The 19,200-nt window shown below is 45.5% G+C and carries 23 protein-coding genes and 1 tRNA gene; 16 read left to right on the forward strand and 8 right to left on the reverse strand.

All coding sequences use genetic code 11. The features are described from left to right. The first annotated feature begins 30 nt into the window (after positions 1–30). On the forward strand, positions 31–2,019 hold the full coding sequence (locus AC0S1O_RS06395) for a glycosyltransferase family 2 protein (protein ID WP_475393490.1): 1,989 nt from the start codon (positions 31–33) through the stop codon (positions 2,017–2,019). On the opposite strand, the gene AC0S1O_RS06400 is transcribed toward AC0S1O_RS06395, so the two are convergent. The 3 genes from AC0S1O_RS06400 to AC0S1O_RS06410 form a co-directional block, all read right to left on the reverse strand. Then, positions 2,003–2,299 carry a YunC family protein gene (locus tag AC0S1O_RS06400; protein ID WP_475393491.1) on the reverse strand — a complete coding sequence of 99 codons (297 nt, stop codon included), beginning with the start codon at positions 2,297–2,299 and terminating at the stop codon, positions 2,003–2,005. The genes AC0S1O_RS06395 and AC0S1O_RS06400 overlap by 17 nt on opposite strands. 63 nt (positions 2,300–2,362) lie before the next feature. Continuing rightward, positions 2,363–2,761 (reverse strand): hypothetical protein, encoded by a 399-nt coding sequence (locus AC0S1O_RS06405; RefSeq protein WP_475393492.1) that lies wholly within the window; start codon positions 2,759–2,761, stop codon positions 2,363–2,365. Between the two features lie 66 nt (positions 2,762–2,827). After that, positions 2,828–3,247 (reverse strand): THUMP domain-containing protein, encoded by a 420-nt coding sequence (locus AC0S1O_RS06410; RefSeq protein ID WP_475393493.1) that lies wholly within the window; start codon positions 3,245–3,247, stop codon positions 2,828–2,830. A gap of 75 nt (positions 3,248–3,322) precedes the next feature. Between AC0S1O_RS06410 and scpB the strand changes: the two genes are divergently transcribed. Together scpB and purD are read left to right on the forward strand one after the other, a co-directional pair. Then, positions 3,323–3,835 carry an SMC-Scp complex subunit ScpB gene (gene scpB, locus AC0S1O_RS06415; protein ID WP_475393494.1) on the forward strand — a complete coding sequence of 171 codons (513 nt, stop codon included), beginning with the start codon at positions 3,323–3,325 and terminating at the stop codon, positions 3,833–3,835. After that, positions 3,828–5,162 carry a phosphoribosylamine--glycine ligase gene (purD, locus tag AC0S1O_RS06420; protein ID WP_475393495.1) on the forward strand — a complete coding sequence of 445 codons (1,335 nt, stop codon included), beginning with the start codon at positions 3,828–3,830 and terminating at the stop codon, positions 5,160–5,162. Before scpB ends, purD begins: the two co-directional genes overlap by 8 nt. 3 nt (positions 5,163–5,165) lie before the next feature. On the opposite strand, the gene AC0S1O_RS06425 is transcribed toward purD, so the two are convergent. Genes AC0S1O_RS06425 through AC0S1O_RS06435 form a run of 3 tightly spaced genes read right to left on the reverse strand, consistent with a single transcriptional unit; the run spans position 5,166 to position 6,929 of the window. Beyond that, complete coding sequence (locus AC0S1O_RS06425; protein WP_475393496.1) at positions 5,166–5,378, reverse strand: hypothetical protein; 213 nt, start codon at positions 5,376–5,378, stop codon at positions 5,166–5,168. Beyond that, the gene (locus AC0S1O_RS06430) at positions 5,379–6,608 is read right to left on the reverse strand and encodes a 2,3-bisphosphoglycerate-independent phosphoglycerate mutase (protein WP_475393497.1); all 1,230 of its coding nucleotides are present in this window, start codon (positions 6,606–6,608) and stop codon (positions 5,379–5,381) included. 30 nt (positions 6,609–6,638) lie between these two features. Next, a complete protein-coding gene (locus AC0S1O_RS06435; RefSeq protein WP_475393498.1) occupies positions 6,639–6,929 on the reverse strand; it encodes an MTH1187 family thiamine-binding protein in 291 nt (96 codons plus the stop codon). A gap of 82 nt (positions 6,930–7,011) precedes the next feature. On the opposite strand from AC0S1O_RS06435, the gene AC0S1O_RS06440 reads away from it, so the two are divergent. From AC0S1O_RS06440 to AC0S1O_RS06490, 11 genes are all read left to right on the forward strand, one after another. Then, complete coding sequence (locus AC0S1O_RS06440) at positions 7,012–7,260, forward strand: Lrp/AsnC ligand binding domain-containing protein (RefSeq protein WP_475394483.1); 249 nt, start codon at positions 7,012–7,014, stop codon at positions 7,258–7,260. Between the two features lie 2 nt (positions 7,261–7,262). Then, a complete protein-coding gene (locus tag AC0S1O_RS06445) occupies positions 7,263–8,429 on the forward strand; it encodes an aromatic amino acid transport family protein (RefSeq protein WP_475393499.1) in 1,167 nt (388 codons plus the stop codon). A gap of 42 nt (positions 8,430–8,471) precedes the next feature. Next, entirely contained in the window at positions 8,472–10,727 is a 2,256-nt protein-coding gene (locus tag AC0S1O_RS06450; protein ID WP_475393500.1) for a DEAD/DEAH box helicase, read from the forward strand. Positions 10,728–10,754: 27 nt separating this feature from the next. Beyond that, a tRNA-Ser gene (locus AC0S1O_RS06455) sits at positions 10,755–10,840 on the forward strand. 60 nt (positions 10,841–10,900) lie between these two features. Further along, a complete protein-coding gene (locus tag AC0S1O_RS06460) occupies positions 10,901–11,038 on the forward strand; it encodes a hypothetical protein (RefSeq protein WP_475393501.1) in 138 nt (45 codons plus the stop codon). After that, a complete protein-coding gene (locus tag AC0S1O_RS06465; protein ID WP_475393502.1) occupies positions 11,028–11,633 on the forward strand; it encodes a hypothetical protein in 606 nt (201 codons plus the stop codon). Before AC0S1O_RS06460 ends, AC0S1O_RS06465 begins: the two co-directional genes overlap by 11 nt. A gap of 47 nt (positions 11,634–11,680) precedes the next feature. Next, entirely contained in the window at positions 11,681–12,040 is a 360-nt protein-coding gene (locus AC0S1O_RS06470; RefSeq protein WP_475393503.1) for a metal-dependent transcriptional regulator, read from the forward strand. A gap of 9 nt (positions 12,041–12,049) precedes the next feature. Beyond that, positions 12,050–12,787 carry a lipoate--protein ligase family protein gene (locus tag AC0S1O_RS06475; RefSeq protein WP_475393504.1) on the forward strand — a complete coding sequence of 246 codons (738 nt, stop codon included), beginning with the start codon at positions 12,050–12,052 and terminating at the stop codon, positions 12,785–12,787. Continuing rightward, positions 12,756–13,046: a hypothetical protein gene (locus AC0S1O_RS06480; RefSeq protein ID WP_475393505.1), complete on the forward strand. Its 291-nt coding sequence runs from the start codon at positions 12,756–12,758 to the stop codon at positions 13,044–13,046. Before AC0S1O_RS06475 ends, AC0S1O_RS06480 begins: the two co-directional genes overlap by 32 nt. Next, positions 13,028–13,939 carry an NOL1/NOP2/sun family putative RNA methylase gene (locus AC0S1O_RS06485; protein ID WP_475393506.1) on the forward strand — a complete coding sequence of 304 codons (912 nt, stop codon included), beginning with the start codon at positions 13,028–13,030 and terminating at the stop codon, positions 13,937–13,939. The genes AC0S1O_RS06480 and AC0S1O_RS06485 overlap by 19 nt, the downstream gene beginning before the upstream one ends. Further along, the gene (locus tag AC0S1O_RS06490) at positions 13,917–14,345 is read left to right on the forward strand and encodes a DUF7122 family protein (RefSeq protein WP_475393507.1); all 429 of its coding nucleotides are present in this window, start codon (positions 13,917–13,919) and stop codon (positions 14,343–14,345) included. Before AC0S1O_RS06485 ends, AC0S1O_RS06490 begins: the two co-directional genes overlap by 23 nt. Here the strand turns inward: AC0S1O_RS06490 and thiI are convergent. After that, positions 14,342–15,421: a tRNA uracil 4-sulfurtransferase ThiI gene (gene thiI, locus AC0S1O_RS06495; protein ID WP_475393508.1), complete on the reverse strand. Its 1,080-nt coding sequence runs from the start codon at positions 15,419–15,421 to the stop codon at positions 14,342–14,344. The genes AC0S1O_RS06490 and thiI overlap by 4 nt on opposite strands. Before the next feature lie 31 nt (positions 15,422–15,452). Then, positions 15,453–15,911, reverse strand: a complete 459-nt coding sequence (locus AC0S1O_RS06500; protein ID WP_475393509.1) for a hypothetical protein — start codon at positions 15,909–15,911, stop codon at positions 15,453–15,455. A 105-nt stretch (positions 15,912–16,016) separates the two neighbouring features. On the opposite strand from AC0S1O_RS06500, the gene AC0S1O_RS06505 reads away from it, so the two are divergent. Further along, positions 16,017–17,699 (forward strand): aldehyde ferredoxin oxidoreductase family protein, encoded by a 1,683-nt coding sequence (locus tag AC0S1O_RS06505; RefSeq protein ID WP_475393510.1) that lies wholly within the window; start codon positions 16,017–16,019, stop codon positions 17,697–17,699. 34 nt (positions 17,700–17,733) lie between these two features. Then, positions 17,734–19,170: a RecJ family nuclease gene (recJ, locus tag AC0S1O_RS06510; protein ID WP_475393511.1), complete on the forward strand. Its 1,437-nt coding sequence runs from the start codon at positions 17,734–17,736 to the stop codon at positions 19,168–19,170. The last annotated feature ends 30 nt before the right edge of the window (positions 19,171–19,200 follow it).

Genomic DNA, 19,200 nt, shown 5'->3' on the forward strand with positions numbered 1-19,200 from the left:
TAAATTTCAACATACTTTCTCACTCTCAACATGCGGATCAAAAACCTTCTTTGGTTTCTCACGCCTGTGATACTGGCCATCATTTTCTCCTGGATAGTGGGCATTAAAAATCCCGCTATAATCCTCGCCTTTTTCATAATATTTGACGCTGTGGGTTCCATTATATCATCGTTCATATTCATAACATACTGGAAAAAGAGCAAGAGATATGAAGAGTTTCTAAAGGAGTATTTTAAAATGGCACCCTCTGACGTATCTGGGAATATGGCCATTGTAATTCCAGTCTTCAACGAAGATCCCTGGACCGTTGTGCAGACGGCAATAGCAGCCAAGATGGCCACAGAGGGTTATGGAGAGGTTTTTGTCCTGGACGATTCAACAAAGAGCGAGATAAGGGAAAAAATAGACGAGTACTCAAGGGAGTACGAATTCAAGGTTTTCAGAAGAAAATCGCGAAGGGGTTACAAGGCAGGGGCCATAAATGCATGGCTAAGGGAGTACAGCAAAGATTTTGAATTTTTGATGATTTTGGATGCTGATCAGCGCCCCCTTCCGGGATTTGCAAAACGCATACTTGGACTATTTGACGATCCAAAAATTGCCTTTGTTCAGGTTCCGCAGTACTATTCCAAACTGGAGACAACGATCGCACTGGCAGCCCATTTACAACTGATACCATTTCTGAGGGTTGTTATGAGGGCCAGGCATATAAATGGAAGCGCGTTCAGTTTGGGAAGCGGCACGGTGTTTCGTATAAAACCCCTCTTGGAAGTGGGAGGGCTCTACGAGAAAACGGTAACGGAGGACATATACACCTCCATACTTCTCCACGAGAGGGGATACAAAAGCAAGTACGTGGACATCCCGATGATCTGGTACGGGGAGGCACCCCTGGACCTCAAGGCATACTGGATACAGCAAAACAGATGGTCAGCAGGGGGCTTCCAGCTCATAAGAAAACTTCTGAATGCAAGACTATCTTTCAGGCAAATCGTGGACTATGCAAACGGGATATTTTACTGGCTACACGTTGGGCCACTCACCATAATTGACATAATTGCACCCACACTCTTCCTGCTCTTCGGAATCTATTTTATGAGCATTGCGCCCCTTTACTATCTGCTTTTTTATGGCTCAATATTTCTGTTCACGTTCATATTTTACCTGTACTCTATGGGAAAATACCGCTATGGAATAAGGGAATACGCTTATCATCAGGGCATACAGATGGTGTCATCCCTACCCGTGACCATTGCCTTTCTTCAATGGCTTGCCGGTAAGAAAAAACCGTTTAATGTGACACCGAAAAAAGGGAAAAAAGGGACCATCACAAGGTACCATCTTTTCTTCATAGCGATAATCCTTCTTCTTTCAACCTCAATTTCGGCAGGCATATTCAAACTCTGGTACTCTCAAGGTGCGCTTCTTTACGCCTATCTCGTGAACATATTCTGGGCTGCATGGTGGCTCGTGATGACCATACTGGCCTACTACATCTCCCTCTCGAGACCGGTGTCGGATAAGATGAAGGAGAGGGTGCGTCAGACCTATGAGGGACTTGAAATTTCCGTGATAGATATGCTTTCCTGCGGAATAGAATTTGAAGAACTTATCGGCAGATACTACGTGTATCTTGCGGGTAGGAATCCAAAACGGTCGGAAAAACTCTACGAAATAGCCAGAGACTCCTTCAGGCATGCCAGGGTTTACTCAAGAATAAGAGATTACACGCTCAAGAAATTGAAAATGGAGCAAAGAAAAACATGCAGCGGTATAAGTTCATACATAGAGAAATTCAGGGAGCCGGAGAAAATATGCTCCCAAAGAGAGTTTAGGGATTGTCTCCTCCCACAGGAGGAGATCTCAATGTACGTTTACGCACAACTTGTACTGGAGAGTTGCAGATTCATACCAAAGAATCTGCAAGAGGAGGTGGAAAAGATACTGGAGGATGAGAAGAAGCACGACGGGATTATAAGGGAACTTATGAAAGTGGAGGAAACTATCCAATCTTGGTGATCTCCTCCTTGAGAATTGCCCCCTCACGCACGCCCATCTTCCTTGCTCCTGAGGACACCCATTTGATCCTGGCATTTAACATATCCTCAAAATTTTTCACCCCAGAAACTATGATGGCCGCGTCCCCAATCTTCTCTGCTGCCTCCGGATTCAAATATCCACACATGGCAAATCCCCTACTTCCCTTGAGCAGAAGGAGGGGGACATTTTGCAAATTTACCTTCACTCCGAGGAATTCCTTACCTGCAATGCTTATCCTTGAAATCTCAACATCGCCCATGTCTGGGATAGTATGCTAAAGGAAGATAAAACTTTCTATGAAAAATAAAAAGGTGGAGAGCATTCATTTATATTCCATGCCACCAATGTCCCTTATCACCCATCCACTTCTCCTCTCCGTGAATATCAACTTTCCTTCCCTTATGAGATCCACCTCCTTGGGGCGAGAAATGAGCATTCCCGAATATTCATCGGATCTTTCTTTTATTTTTTCATAGAGATCGGGGCTTACATACACGGGTACAGGATCCCCCACAGGATAAATCCATCTATCCGCAAAATCATCCACAAATTTCCTGGCATCATCCTCATTTAGGTGCAGAGAGCAACCCTCTGGCCTCATCCAAAATGTGGGTTCCCACTCCTCCCAGCTCAGGTATACAACACGCCTGTACCCCTCGGGTATTACCTCCCTGTATCCGGGCAGTTTTTTCACATCCATATCGTTCTCCATCATACTCACCAACAACCAATTATCCTGCCAATATTTATAGAGTTCTCCGAAGTTTTTCCTGTGAAACATTAGAATTTAAAGAAATAGAAGATAAAACCTTCCACGCTTCTCCACAACGATCTCGCATTCAGGAGCCTCAAGATCCACCTTCATCTTCTTCAACTCCACAATTCTTGCCCCTATTTCCTGCTCCACAACCTTCCTATTTGAGCGAATTGCAAAACTCTCACAATCATCCAATCTCACAGCAATCTCTCGGATTAAGGCATCAAAATCCTCAAAGATCCTTACAGGATAATGCGCCTTTACTCCCTTGACTCCGTTGAGCAAAATATCGGGTGAAGCGGTGGTGAAGAGAATTATGCGCCCATCAATAATTTCAATAACGCATTCCGCCATCATCTCCTCGCATTTTCTGAGCACGGCGCTCTTGAAATAATTGAAATATGAATTTGCGTTCTTCGGGATCTGGGCCTTTATGGCGTAACAGTTCATGGGGGATATAATTGCAATGCTCCTAATTTATTTTTCCTGCGCAAAGTATTTTAATCTGCCCGATTATACACACATATGGATGAAACCATGAAGATCGTTGAAGCCATTCTTTTTTCTTCTGACAGACCTCTGAGAGTCGGTGAGATAGCAAAGGTTGCCAATTTGAGCAGTGGAGAAGTCAGCAAGGCGATGAAAAGATTGAGAAAGGACTATGAGGAAAGGGGTGGAGCCATAGAGATAGCCAGAATCGGAAATAAGTACGTTATGCAATTGAGAAGCGGGTATGTGGAGTATGGCTACGCCATGGGTAAAAAGGAGATGCGCGATGACGTTCTCAAAACCCTGGCAATAATCGCCTACTATCAACCCATAACACAGAGCAAACTTCGCGAGATAATTGGTACAAAGGTGTATGCCCACATTGATGAGTTGAAAAAAAGAGGGTTTGTGTATGGAAAGAGAACCGGCAGAACCATTGTTCTTCGCACCACGAAACGCTTCAACGAATATTTTGGTATAGATGCCTCCAGGCCCCAGGACATAAAGAAATTCTTTGAGGAGAAGATGGGAGGTGAGAGTGATGAATAAGGTCCTTCTGATAGGTTCTGGAGGGAGGGAGCACGCCATAGCCAGAGCGCTTGCAAGGGGAGGAGCAAAGATATACGCGGTGATGAGGCACAAAAACCCTGGAATTGCCAGAATTGCCAAGGATTATGTGATAGGCGATCACAACTCCGTGAGTTTCGTTGAGAACCTTGACTGGGTCAAGTTCAGGAAGGTTGATTTAGCATTCATAGGGCCAGAGGAACCGTTGATAAGGGGTATGGCGGATATGCTGGAAGAGCACGGCATACCCGTAGTCGGTCCAAAAAAGAATGCGGCCATAATAGAGGGTTCCAAGGAATTCATGCGTGATCTTATGAAAAGGCACGGAATTGATGGAATCGTGGATTACTTCGTTTTCACTGAGCCCAGAAGGGTGGAGGAATTCCTGAAGGATTACGATAAACCCTTCGTGGTGAAGCCCGTGGGCGTGACCGGCGGGAAAGGTGTCTGGGTGATGGGCGATCATTTCAAAACGAAGGAGGAGGGCATTGAGTACGCGAAAAGAGTGCTTGAGGAGGGCATAGGTGGAGAGAGAAAGGTGATAATAGAGGAAAAACTTGTGGGCGAGGAGTTCACCCTTCAGGTTTTTACAGATGGCAGAAATGCGAAGGGCATGCCCCTGGTGCAGGATTTCAAGAGGGCCTACGAGGGAGATAAGGGTCCAAATACAGGGGGTATGGGGTCTTACAGCATGGAGAACCACCTCCTTCCGTTCATGGACGATAAGGACTATGCAAGAGCAATGAATATTCTCGAGGACATCATAGCGGCTATGCGACGGGAGGGACGAGAATATAAAGGCGTGCTCTACGGCCAATTTATGCTCACCGCTGAGGGGCCGAAGGTCATAGAGATAAACTGCCGCTTTGGCGATCCTGAGGCGATGAATGTACTTTCTATTTTAAAGAGCAATCTGGTGGACATATCTTGGAGCATCATTGAGAGAAGATTGAACGAAAAGATAGAGTTTGAGAGCAAGGCCACCGTTGTGAAGTATGTTGTGCCAGAGGGATATGGAACTTCAAATGTAGTGAGGGGTGTGGAGATCAAGGTGAACGAGGAGAGGGTTGAAAAAGAGGGGGCCCTGCTATATTACGCTTCGGTTGATGAGAAATCTGGAAGGATTTACACAACAACCTCACGCTCCCTGGCGGTCGTGGGCATTGGAAAGGATCTGTATGAGGCAGAGGACATAGCCGAAAGGGCTCTCAAACACATATCTGGCAGGATCTATGCAAGGCACGACATCGCAAAGAGGGAGATGATTGAGAGAAAAATAGAAAAAATGAGTAAACTTCGAGGGCGTTGATCCTCATTGTTTCGCAGATTTTATCCTTTTATCGATCTGAATCAGGGAGAGTATCACAAGAACCATCCCAATTACAACGTATCCCAGCCACCATTTGAGTGGAGATTCGTAGAGCATAAGCATAAACCCGAATCCCATGATGACAACACCTATCCAGTAAATGACCTTCCAAGGGCGAATACCCTTAACCATCCTGGCATTCGTATGCACTTTCATTCACGCTCCGAACTTCTCTGCCCTGTTTGTTATGTTGAGTATTATTCTCATAAGATCAGAGCCCCTTATGCGCAGAGAGCCCCTTGCACAATCAACCTCGTTGAATGCTGTGCCCTCAGCCCTTGAATCAGGGGCGTAGAGCATTATGGGTACGGGATCTCCACTGTGATCTCCCACACTGCACGGTGTGCTGTGATCAGCCGTTATCACAACCACTATATCCTCCGGAAGTATGTTGAGCAGATACTCCATGGCCTCATCAATGCGCTCTATCACCTCAACCTTCTTCCTTGGCTCCATATCGTGTCCCGCTATGTCCGGTGCCTTTATGTTGACGAGCACGAAATCGTACCCCCTTTTCTCCAAAGCCTCAACCGCATACCTTATCTTTCCCTTCATATCAGTATCGTAGGAACCTGTGAATTTCGGAGAATCTATGGGATCGATTCCGGCAATCTTGCATATGCCCCGTATCAAGGGCGTGCCAACCACACAGGCACCCCACATTCCCCATTTATCCTGAAAATTTTCAAGGTGAGGTGCCATACCTGCTCCACGGGGTAAGAGAATATTTGCCGGTTTTAACCCCTTCTTCTCCCTCTCCCTATTCACGGGATGCTCCTTCAGGATTTTATGGGCACGCATAACGAACTCGTTGAGCAACCTCGCGGTTTTCTCCGCCTCTGGAGTGAGTGCATTAGCCCTATGAATTTTCTTCCCGACCTCATGGGGGTCCACATCACTCACATGGGAGCTCAATCCAGGGCCACGCATGATCAGGGCGGCACGATGCTCAACCCCTTCCTTGACGAAGAATTCAACATCCTCAATCTTCATCCCGTTTAGTGCATTGGCAAGTTCGTGCGTACCTTCTTTTATCCTGCCAGCACGCCTGTCCCTAACAATGAGTTCATCATCCACAGTTGCAAAGTTGCAGCGAAATGCGACATCTCCTGGCCTGACCTCCATATCCAGACCTGCAGCCTCAAAGGGACCACGGCCCGTGTAAACCTCGTAGGGATCGTAACCCAACAGGTTCAGATGCGAGGTATCGCTCCCAGCCCTTATGCCCGGAGCGATGGGGTCCATGAGCCCAACAACACTCATCCTCGCGATCTTGTCAAGATGGGGTGTCTCCGCGAATTGCAGGGGTGTCTTGTACCCCAATTCCTTTATGGCACGATCTCCGAGACCATCAAGAATTATGAGAAGGGCTTTTCTCCTTTCCATATAACTTGAATCGCGTCAAGGTAATTAAATCTATCCCAGCACCGCTCTCTTCTTGCTCTCCATCGTTGCATCCTTGTCCAGGCGATGATCTATCTTTATATCTATGACAACACGAAGGGCACCCTCATTTATCATGGCTTCCTCTCCCCTTTTGACCGCCTCAAAAATCTCGTCCAGAGTGTTTGCCTCCAAGACGGTGCTCATGGGTGTTAACTCTATCTTCAATCCAGTGCTCCTCATTGCCTCAAAGGCAGCCCTGACGTATTTTGACACACTGGTACCCACTCCCAGGGGAGTTATCGTCACCTCAGCGATTATCATAATTCCAAAATTGAAACATTGAATTTAAGGTTACTCATAAGAATTAAATCCACGATCGTCCATATCCCCATAGGTGATGGATATGATAGAGGCCTATATACTATTAACCCTTGAGGTGGACAAGATCGGGAAGGTACTCAAGGAGATAAAGAAAAAAGTGCCCGAGGTAAAGGAGGCAAACGGCGTGACCGGCCCATACGACGCGATACTTCGCGTTGAGGCAAAGAACCTGAAAAAATTAACAAGGGACATCGTATCAAAGATTTACAAGATAGAGGGTGTGATAGATACAACAACTGCCATTGTTATAGAATCGGATGAAGAGGATTAAATATGAGTCCCTCAGACCCAAACACCACGAGAATCCTTCTGAAACGTCGCCGTAGAAAGAGAAAGAAGAATTTGATGCACATACTTAGAAAAAAGAGGAAAATAGTGACCCTGAGAACTTCAACCATAAGGGTAAGAAAGGAGCAAATAACTCCAGGTGAGGGACTGGCAATCCTGATAGGCACGCAGATCGGCGCGGGCGTGCTTGGACTGCCCTATGCGGCTGCCCAGGTCGGACTCGTAATGGCCAGCGTGGTGCTTCTGGGAGTTATGTTCTTGCTTCTCTTCACGGGACTCATAATTCTGAAATTCAGTGTGGATATGAACGGAGCACAGATGAGCACAATTGCAAACAGGATGCTCGGTCGCGCTGGTGGATGGGTAATGTACATAAGTATTTTCATAATGAGTTTTGGGGCCCTGTTAGCCTATGTGGCAGGTATGGACAATGTGATATCAAGCCTATTCAACATCAACGATACCATCGGTGGTCTGATATTCTGGATCCTTGCATCTTTAGTGATATACAAGGGCCTGGAGGCAAGTGGAAAAACCGAATTGATAATGAGTTACCTAATGCTCATACTTTTTATTGGCGTGGTTGTGATCCTCATACCCCATGCAAATCTGAAGAATGGGATATACACCAATCTGGGAGGTCTTTTCACCATTACCGGAGTGGCCATATTCTCCCTTGGATGCCATACTGTTATTCCGGATGTGTACAGGGGACTTGGAAGTTATGAAAAAACCAGGAGAGTTGTGATACTGGCATTCTTAATACCCACCCTAATTTACGGCGTGTTTATGGCCGTGTTTCTCCTCGTTTTCGGAAAGAGCACTCCCCAGATAGCAACTCAGGGTCTCTCAAAGATCTACGGGTACGCGGGAGGTGTGCTGGGAAACATCATACCGCTTCTGGCCATAACAACAAGTTACATCGGAGTGGGTTTGGCAAATCAGAGCAATACGAAGGAATTTCTGAAGATGAAAACACCTCTGGCATGGGCCATAACAACAATACCCCCACTCCTGATTTACCTGGCAGGCATAAGAAATTTTGCCGATGTGCTTGCATTTGCAGGTGATACGGGAGACATGATGTCCTTCATAATACTGCCCCTGCTCATACTGCTGGCCGCGCACATAAGAAAAAGAAAAGGGACATAAAACACGGGGAAATTTTAAATCTCTTTTTCCAATACATGCTCCGTGCTTCTGTCCAATCCGCTTCTCAAGGAGAATGCAATCGAAGAAAGGGAGTATCAGGTGAAGATAGCCCAAAGCGCCCTTAAAGGAAACACCCTTGTGGTTCTTCCCACGGGCCTGGGAAAAACGATTATTGCCATTCTTGTGCTTGCAGAGGTTCTAAACAAAAAGGGAGGGAAGATCCTTTTTCTGGCTCCAACAAAGCCACTTGTAGAGCAGCATGCTAGAACAATAAAAAACCTCACAAGGATAGAGAGGGTGGCAGTATTAACCGGGGAGGTTGGGAAAAGCAAGAGAAAAGGTATGATAAAGGAAGCTGATATTGTAATCGCAACACCACAGGTAATACAGAACGATGTCATCTCCGGGGATGTGAATCTCAGAGATTTCTCACTTATCATCTTTGATGAGGCACATCGTGCTGTTGGAAATTACGCCTATGTTTACATCGCGAAGAAGTACAGGGAGTCAAGAACGGACCATCTCATACTCGGAATAACCGCCTCCCCGGGTGGAGATGAGGAAAAGATAACGGAAATCATAGAGAATCTCGGTGTTGAAAACGTTGAAATACGCACTGAGGACGATCCAGATGTTAGGAAATACGTTAAGGGATTTCAGATAAGGTGGGTAGAACTGCCAATGCCCTCCGAAATAAAGGAACTTTACACAAAATTGAAGGAACTGTACAACTCAATAATAACAGAACTGAGAAAATTTGGACTGTTTGTGACGGTGAGAAAACCCACAAGAAGTGATGTTCTAAGAGCACAAAAAATAGCCCAGCAGGAGATAAGGGAGGGAAAGACCGAATTCTATCAGGCAGCAATGCTAATAACCATGGCCATAAAAATAGACTATGCTCTTGAGTATCTGGAAACCCAGGGTTTTGAGTCCTGTTACAATTACCTCATGAGGATCATAGAGGAGGGAAACTCAAAGGGTGGCAGCAAGGCAGCAAGAACGCTTGTGAGAGACGAGCGATTCATAGAGATCGTAAGGATGGCTCGGGAAATATCCGAAAGAATGGATAAAATAGATAACCCGAAACTCAATGCGCTGAAAACCATAGTGAGAAAGGAAATCGCTGCAAATCCTGATATAAGGATCATCGTATTCACACACTTCAGGGAGACCGCACAGATCGTGACAGATTCTCTGAACGAAGTGCCCAACGTCAGGGCAATTCGATTCGTTGGACAGGCATCAAAGGGTGAGGATAGGGGGCTGAAACAGAGGGAGCAGGTTGAAATAGTGGAAAGATTCAAGAGAGGTGAATACAACGTTCTCGTGGCAACCAGTGTGGCTGAGGAGGGACTTGACATACCTGCCACAGATATGGTTATATTCTACGAGCCGGTGCCATCAGAGATACGCACCATACAGCGCCGTGGAAGAACTGGAAGGACGAGATTGGGAAAGGTGATAATACTCACAATCAAGGGAACAAGAGACGTTGCCTATCTCTGGTCCTCCAGAAACAAGGAAAAGAAAATGAAAAACGAACTTCTGTGGCTCAGATCCCTGCTGAGTGAAAAAATGAAGGATATCAAGAAAAGAGAAATATTTGAGGAAAAAAAGGAGAGGAAGGGGCAACTGAGATTGTTCGATTTTGAAGAGCACAAACCGGAACTTTATGTGGATACCCGTGAGTTCAGAAGCGATGTGGTTAAATACCTCTCGGAGAAATACAGGATAGTGCCAAAGCAACTGGAAATAGGAGATTACCTGATCTCGGATAGGATGGTTGTTGAGAGAAAGAGGGTGGATGATTTTCTTGAGTCTCTTAAAGATGGACGCCTATTCTCGCAGATTTTGGAGATGAGGAGAAACTATCAAATTCCCATTTTGATAATTGAGGGGGAGAGTTTATTCATTCGGGGATTTCATGAGAACTCCATATACGGGGCTCTGGCATCCATAATAGCCGATTACCAGGTGCCCATGGTATTCACCAAGGATGCAAGGGAGTCGGCAAAATTCATAGATTCTCTGGTAAAAAGGGAATACTCGGAAAAGAGAGAAGTGGCCGTGAGGAAGGAAAAGAGACCTATGAGCGATGAGGAGAGACAGAGATACATTGTAGAATCACTACCCAACGTCTCTGCAAAATTATCCCAGCGGCTCCTGGAGCATTTTGGAAGCGTCAGAAATGTGATAAACGCAGAGGTTGGAGATCTCATAAAGGTCAAGGGCATAGGAAGAAAAACGGCGGAGGAGATCTATGAAATTGTAAATAAAAAATACGAGAAAACTTAAAATATCTCGGCTCTTTCCTCATCTCAGGCCGGGGTAGCCAAGTGGACTACGGCGCCAGCCTTGAGAGCTGGTCCCCTCTATTGGGGGCGGGAGTTCGAATCTCCCCCCCGGCGCCTCTTTTTAAACCCGAACATTTCGGAAAAATTATTAAATGCCAATGCAGAATTTCTGCAGTGGGAGGTGATACCATAGGCAGGATAGATCGGCTATTTGAGATATACGAATCTGCAGACGAGAAGGATAAGAAAATGGTGGTGAAAGCCATAAAATTCTTCATGACCGTTGAGGAGGTGCCGGACTATGCAATGTGATGACCTCAGCGAGAATCTCTTCGGATTTTTAAGGGAGGTCTTACTCTCCTACCCAATAGAAAACACCGTGGATATGGAAATAGAAAAGGTGGAAAATGAGATTAAAAATTATGGGATCGTTTCACTCACATTCCACGTATTGGAATTCGAGGATATGGACAGAACCTATGATCTTACAGTTTCCTCTGAGGATGGCTACCTCATGTACCTGGATGACGTTGCCCACACCAATGAAAATGGAGATGTTGAACTCACAGAGAGATTCTTGGATCTCATTCCACAAAAACTTGATGAATGGGAAGATATGTATCATAGGGGTACACTGCATATAGAGTTCGATATTGGAAGCAGGGACATAACCGTGTACAAGAATTACATCTTTCTCGCACTATCCAGGTACTTGATAGTGGGCCTTTCCGAGGAGGAGTTTCCTCCGGAGGAGTACGAGGATCAACCAACATTTCTCATCAGCAGCAACGGTGAGGATAGAATAGTGTTTGGAGAGGAGGAATATCCATTTTACGCCTACGTGACACACAGGAACAGAGAATTACTCGATATCTACGTTGAGGCCGTGAGTTACATTGAGATGTGAAAAATTAATCCAATAAACATTTAAATACCTTAAAAAATTGTAGACCTATGCAGGAGATCAGGGAGACCTACATTGAGAGAATTTACGAACTGAAAAATGAGAAGGGTTATGTTAAAACCGTTGACCTGGCAAAACTTCTCAATGTCAAACCATCAAGCGTTACCGAGATGCTCCAGAAACTCTCGGATGAAGGATACGTCATATACGAAAAATACAGGCGAATCGATCTCACAGAAAAGGGAGTGAAACTCGCAAAATCCCTTGAGATGAGGCATGAGGCAATAAAAAAACTGCTCATGCACATAGGAGTGAGTGAGGAAATTGCGGACAAGGATGCCTGCGTTATAGAGCACGTGCTGAGCAAAGAGAGCATAGAGAGGATAATAGAATACACAAGGAACATGTGAGGTGCAAGAATGGATTTGAGAGTTATATTTGATAAAAAAGAGAGGGGCACATGGAACATGGCCCTGGATGAATCTCTACTATTTCACCTTAAGGACGTGGGACCCACCTTGAGGGTGTACGGATGGAGCCCCCCTGCCGTGAGCATTGGATATTTTCAGAGTGTGGAGGAGGAGATAAACATAAAAAAGGCAAATGAGCTGGGCGTGGATATTGTGAGGAGAATAACAGGGGGTGGAGCGGTTTACCACAAGTGGGAGGTCACGTACTCCATAACCCTTCCCCCTCCTCCAGGACCCATACTGGAATCTTATAAAAACATAGAGGGTGGCATAATCGAGGCGCTTAAGAGTTTAGGTCTCAAGGCCCAGTACTCCGGAACAAACGACATAAGCGTGAATGGTAAAAAAATATCCGGAAATGCACAGACAAGGAAATATGGGGGCCTTTTGCAGCATGGAACCATCTTGATCGATGTAGATTTGGAAGAGATGTTCTCAATCCTAAAAGTCCCAAACGAAAAGATAAGGGATAAGTTGATAAAAAATGCCAGGGAGAGAGTTACATCCCTGAGAGATCAGGGAGTGAACATAGAGTTTGAAGAACTGCAAGAGGTCCTGGTGCACGGATTTGAAAAAGCGCTGGGGATGAAAATTTACGAGGAAAACATTCCGAAGGATGTTATCAAAAAAGCCGAAGAACTGGAGGTTAAAAAATATGCAACGAGAGAGTGGACTTACCGAAGGTAAAAGCACGATAAAAGCGGAAAAATTGATAAGGGTCTGGGTTAGATTCAGGGGCAAAAAAATAGAGAGCATAAGGATAACAGGTGATTTTTACATATACCCGGAGAGCGCAATTGAAGATCTCGAGAATGAATTGAAGGGAGCAAACTTGGAGGATTCGAAGGGAAAAATAGAAAAGGTGCTCAGATCCTGTGAGACCCTGGGCATAGATGCAGAGAGCCTTTACAGGGCGGTGGTCGAGGCATGGAAGAGCAGAAAATAAAATACTTCCAGAGGTACTCCACCATAATTCCAAATTTTGAAAAATTTATAGAAATGATATCGCGGCCCCAGCCCTACTGGATAAGGGTAAACACACTGAAAATTGGAGAAGAGGAACTCATTGCAAGACTGGAGAGAAAAGGGTTGAGATTTGAAAGGTTTGAAAATTTGAACGCCTACAGAATAATAAGCATACCAGTGAAGCATCCAGGGGCAACAATAGAGCACTCCCTTGGCTACTATTATGTTCAGGACCTCTCCTCCATGGCTCCTGTCTTTGCACTTGATCCAAGAAAGGAGGATGTAATACTCGACATGGCCGCGGCACCTGGAAGCAAGACAACGATGATCGCAGAGATAATGGGTAATGAGGGTACCATTGTTGCAAATGATATCAGTCTATCGCGAATCAAATCCCTTGGTGGAAATTTGGAAAGGATGGGAATAACAAACACAATAATGACTCGCCTAGATGCGAGAAGTGGAGATTTTGGGATTAAATTTTCAAAGATACTCCTGGACGCACCCTGCTCCGGAGAGAGTTCCGTGAGAAAAAATCCCTGGGGTTTCAGGTATCCAAAAAAGAGAGAGCATCTGTACCTTGGAGAGCAGCAGAAAAGAATGCTGAAAAATGCAGCAAGGCATTTGAAGGATCACGGGATCATCGTTTATTCCACCTGCACATTTGCCCCGGAGGAAAATGAGAGCGTGGTAGAATACGGGATAAGAAAATTAAATCTGAAGCCAGTGCATTTCACCGTGCCCATCCCCCACATCTCAGGCGTGGAAGAGTGGGACGGAGAGGAGTTCCAGTATGCAGAATTCTACAAAAGAATATATCCACATCTTGTTGATACGGGAGGGATGTTCATTGCAGTTCTCAGAAGGGAATGAGTACAGAAATTACTTCGTTGAGAGATTCGAAATAAAAAAGGAAATTATGGAAAAGTACACATTCTGGGTCAGGGGTAAGAGAGTGTGGGCCTTCACAGGAGAGGTGCTAAATGCAAATAATGTTGAGATAATAGGCATAAAGGCCCTCACACTGGGATCTGTGCCAAAACCATCAACGGCGTTTCTAAGAATTGTTGGTAAATTTGCAAAAAAGAATGTGGTTGAACTGAATAGAGAGGATGCGTTGAAATTCCTGAAGGGAGAGAACATTGAGAGAGAGTTTTCCGTGGAATACGGATACGTGATTGTAAAACATGGCGACGATATTCTGGGGTGCGGGCTGTACAAGGGAAAATTGATAAATCAAATACCAAAAAAATACAGATTTGTGGACACATGGATTTAGATTCCCAGTTTGTTTTTTATCCTTTCAAACTCCTCATACTTGCCCTGCACAGTCACGAATCTAGGTCTGAATGGGCATTTTTCCTCTCCCATTGAGAGAAATACATCGTATGTACCTATATCCCTCGCAATTCCTTCAATTTCATTTTTATCCATACCGATCAGGGGTCTGTATATGGGATAACTGGTGGCCTGAGTTTCAATGTACATGTTTTCCAGAGTTTGAGATGCGACCTGGCCCAGTGAGTCGCCCGTGATTATCCCGAGCGCCCCATGCCTTTGGGCCACATCGTTTGCAATTTTCAGCATGGTGTACTTGCAAAACACGCATATCCACCTCTCTCTATTGATCTCTCTCAACTTACGGGCCATTTCCTCCAAAATCACAGAATGATCCTCCACCACAAGTTCTATCCTACGGGGAGAGTACTGGTCGAGCACCTCAACAATCCTCTCAACCTTCTTGACGCCCTCATCTCTGTGCTTCATGTGCAATGCCACAATTTTTGCACCCCTTTTCATCATCAAATACCCAGCAACAGGAGAATCAATGCCGGGAGATATCAGCAAAACCAATTTCCCTGCAGAGCCAACGGGAAGACCTCCAATACCGGATATCCTATCGAGGTAAACGTAAAACTTGCCCTTTATGATCTCAACACCCACGGTTAATTCCGGATTTTTCAAGTCCACTTTCCAGCCAAATTCCTCCACGATGAACCTGCCTATCTCCTCGTTTATCTCCTGTGAAGTTTTTGGATAATTCTTATCAACCCTATGGGTGCTCACCCTAAAACTCCTCGGAGCGTAATCTGATAGAGCATTTTTTATGTGCTCAAAAAGGAGATGCTCCTCAACTTCCCTTGCAGGAGACACGGATACAACTCCGGGGCATTTTGCAATCAAACCCGCCGCCTCATCGGGGGCAAATACAAAGATGCGCCCCCTTAAAATTTTCGTGTGCGATGAGTATCCGTATCTCTTCAACTTCCTCTCAATGTTCCTGGCGAGCAATTCTTCAAATTTTTTTCGATTTCTTCCCTTGAGACCTATCTCCCCATAGCGAACAATAATCATCATTGGCAAGAGTTGAAGCATCTATAAAAATTTATCCTATTCCAAAAATCTGATGCAGAGAGGCCCTATAAACGGCATACATATCTTCAAAACTCGCCCTGTTGTGGGAGTATTTGCCCACAATGTCCTTAAGTTGCGTGAGGGTGGGGTAAACCTGGGAGATTATGCGAGCATCAAGATACACAAAAGCCCTGTCCAGGGAAGTGTTAACACCCCTATACACCGCCCTGCGCCATTTCATCTTATCCTTTTCATCAAGAAGGTAATATGCCTCCATTATGTTATCTTTTCTCAATTTGGAGCCCAAGAGGGTGTGCAACTTATCCCATGTCATTCCCTCCCAGAAATCTCTCTTTTCCGGCTCATTCCTCCTCTCCTCAACCATGGTGGATTCAATTAAATCCATAAAATCCTCCCGTAGGAGGTAATAGGCACCTATGCCGAGAGATGTCAAAACTGCAGATGCAATTATCTTCTTTTTCTCGTCCATAAACTTGATATGAACCACTTAGTACTTATAATTTTTCAGGGCAAAATATAAAAACATTTCCCCAGAATGGGATAAGTTTTTAATGCCCATACAAATTACCCACCCATGCACGCATGGACGTCCAGAATGCTTGTGGTGGATCTGAGCAGCGGGAAGATTGAGAAAAAAAGTATAAACCCTGAGATTCTGAAGAATTACGTGGGGGGCAGGGGGCTCGGTGTGAAAATCTACACCGATATGGCAAGTCCAGAAATTGAGCCATTTGACGAAAGCAACCCCCTCGTTTTCACCGTGGGACCTCTAACCGGAATTGCCCCCATGTCTGGTAGACACAGCGTTGTATCCAAATCCCCACTAACAGGCACGATTTTAGATTCCAATTCAGGGGGATTTTGGGGTAAGGAACTGCATTATGCCGGTTACGATGCCCTCGTTGTGAAGGGAAAGGCAGACAAGCCCGTATACATCAGGATAATGGATGATGAAATAGGCATAGAGGATGCTTCGCACATATGGAGAAAGAATGTGGAAGAATGCACAAATAACCTGGAAAGTATGGGAAGCGTGGCCTGCATAGGAAAAGCGGGAGAGAAGAGCGTGCTTTACGCGGGCATAATGAACGATTACACCCACACCGCAGGCCGTGGAGGACTCGGAGCCATAATGGGCTCAAAAAATCTGAAGGCAATAACCGTTAAGGGCTCAAAAAAACCTCCTGTGGCGGACGTGGAGGCATTTAAAATTGCAATGAAGGAGATGGTAAGGCTCCTTGAAGCATCTCCCCCCATAAACAAGGGCCTCAGGGTGTTTGGCACCGCAATGCTCTACGACATAGTGAATTACCTTGACGTTATGCCCACCAACAACTTCAACGATGTGCATTTTGATGCTCCAGAGTTATCGGGAGATTCAATCATAAAGAATTACGATGTTGGGAGCAGGGGATGCTGGGGCTGTCCCATAAACTGCAAGAAATTTGATAAAAAGAGCGGTGTGGAACTGCCAGAATATGAGACAATCTGGGCATTTGGACCAAACCTGGAGAACGGGAATTATGAGAGAATCGTAAAGGCAAACAAAAAATGCAACGATTACGGAATGGACACCATAACGGCCGGAGCAACCCTCGCACTCTACAGGGAAATAACAGGCAAGGATCTCCTGGACAATATTGAAAAAATTGTGGATGACGAGGAACTCTCCAAAGGGTCGAGGATACTTGCACAAAAATATGGAGAAAAGGATAAGAGCACGGACATAAAGGGTCTTGAACTTCCAGGCTACGATCCCCGCGGTCTTTACGGTCAGGCGCTGAGCTATGCCACCAGCAACAGGGGTGGATGCCACCTTCGTGCCTATATGGTCGCTCCAGAGATTATAGGCAAGCCCAAACTTATTCATCGTCTAAACCCGGAGGGAAAAGCGGGGCTGGTTGTTATATTCCAGAACCTGAGTGCAGCCATAGACTCTCTGGTGCTATGTAAATTCACATCCTTCGCGATGACTGAGGTCGAGTACGCGAAACTTCTGAGCGCTGCAACGGGGATAGAATACAGAAGCGAGGACATACTTCGCGTGGGTGAGAGAATATACAATCTTGAGCGTATATTCAACGTTCGTGCAGGCATTGACGGAAGTTACGACACACTACCCCCAAAAATATTCAAGGGAAAACACGCGTTAAGCAGGGAGATCTTTGAAAACATGCTGCAGGAGTACTACGAGTTCAGGGGCTGGGAAAACGGAGTGCCCACAAGGGAAAAACTCCGCTCCCTGGGCATAGAATAGAAAAAAATTTTTATGAGGCGCCCATACCACCCCCGTGGATGCTTTTTTGAAAAGAGCAAAAGAGATTGCGAATAAAATAAGAGAGGCAGAAAACATAGTTGTTGTGAGCCACATTGATGCCGACGGCATTACCTCTGGCAGCATAGCAGCCCGTGCCCTGGAGCGTTTGAATAAGGAGTTTCGTGTTGATTTTGTGAAGCAACTTGATGAGAAAAAAATTGAGGAACTCAAGGATGAGAATCCCTCATTGGTGTGGTTCACAGACCTGGGCAGCGGGATGGTTCACCTCATGTACGGGCTAAATGCAGTTATCACAGATCACCATGTTCCCAGCAGTTTAAATGTTATAATCCCAAAATCTGCAAGGAGAAACCTCTCATCCTTCTTTGAAGAATTATCCAAAAACGATGTGCTGCAGCTCAATCCCCACGTCTTCAATAGGGAGGGAGCGGTGGACATTAGCGGCGCGGGAACAACTTATTTTGTGGCAAGAGAACTTGACAGGAGAAATGTGGATCTGAGCGCCCTCGCCATAGTGGGTGCCATTGGAGATATGCAGGATAGTGAGAACCTTCGCCTCACGGGAACAAACAGGATCATACTTAAGGAGGCAAAGGAGCATGGTTATGTGGATTATTTCCTGGATGCGAGATTTTTTGGCAGGGAAACGAGACCCATACACAAAATGCTTCAGTACTCCACCGACCCTCTGTTACCAACGCTCACGGGCGATGAAAGGAGATGCATATCCTTTCTGAAAAATCTGGGAATCCCACTAAAGAGGGAAAAATGGAGGAGATGGGTGGATCTGAGCATGGAGGAAAGGAGACTCATACTCTCAGAACTTGTGAAACTCATTCTGAGGATGGGCTACGGGCATGAGATGGCAGAGCGACTCATAGGGGAGGTGTACGTGCTTGTGAGGGAGGAGAGGGGCACTCCTCTGAGAGACGCAAAGGAATTTGCCACCCTTCTAAATGCCTGCGGAAGGTACAACAAGGCGTTCATTGGCTACAAGGTATGCCTCGGAGACAGGGATGAGTACTACAAAAGAGCGCTAAGCATGCTAAATCACCACAGGAAAAACCTTGTTGAAGGTGTGAACTTCGTGAAAGAAATAGGAATTGTAAAGCGTGAAAATCTACAGTATTTCCACGCTGGAGGAAACATAAATGAAAACATTGTGGGCATTGTGGCCTCCATGCTACTCACTGAGGAAGATAACAGGGATCTACCCATAATAGCCTTCGCCAACAGCGATGATGGAAACATAAAGGTTTCCGCAAGGGCTCCGAGGGTTCTAGTGGACAAGGGCCTTGATCTTTCAATCATAATGAGAGAGGCTTCCGCTCAAGTAGGAGGATTCGGTGGAGGACACAATATTGCCGCAGGAGCCACCATACCGCGGGGCAAGGAGGACGAGTTCATAGAGATCGTGGAAAAAATGATAAAAAAACAACTGCAGAAATGAAAAGTTTTTTAAATAAAAATTCATTGGGGC

It is taken from the genome of Candidatus Aciduliprofundum sp. HYA1 (assembly GCF_056175085.1).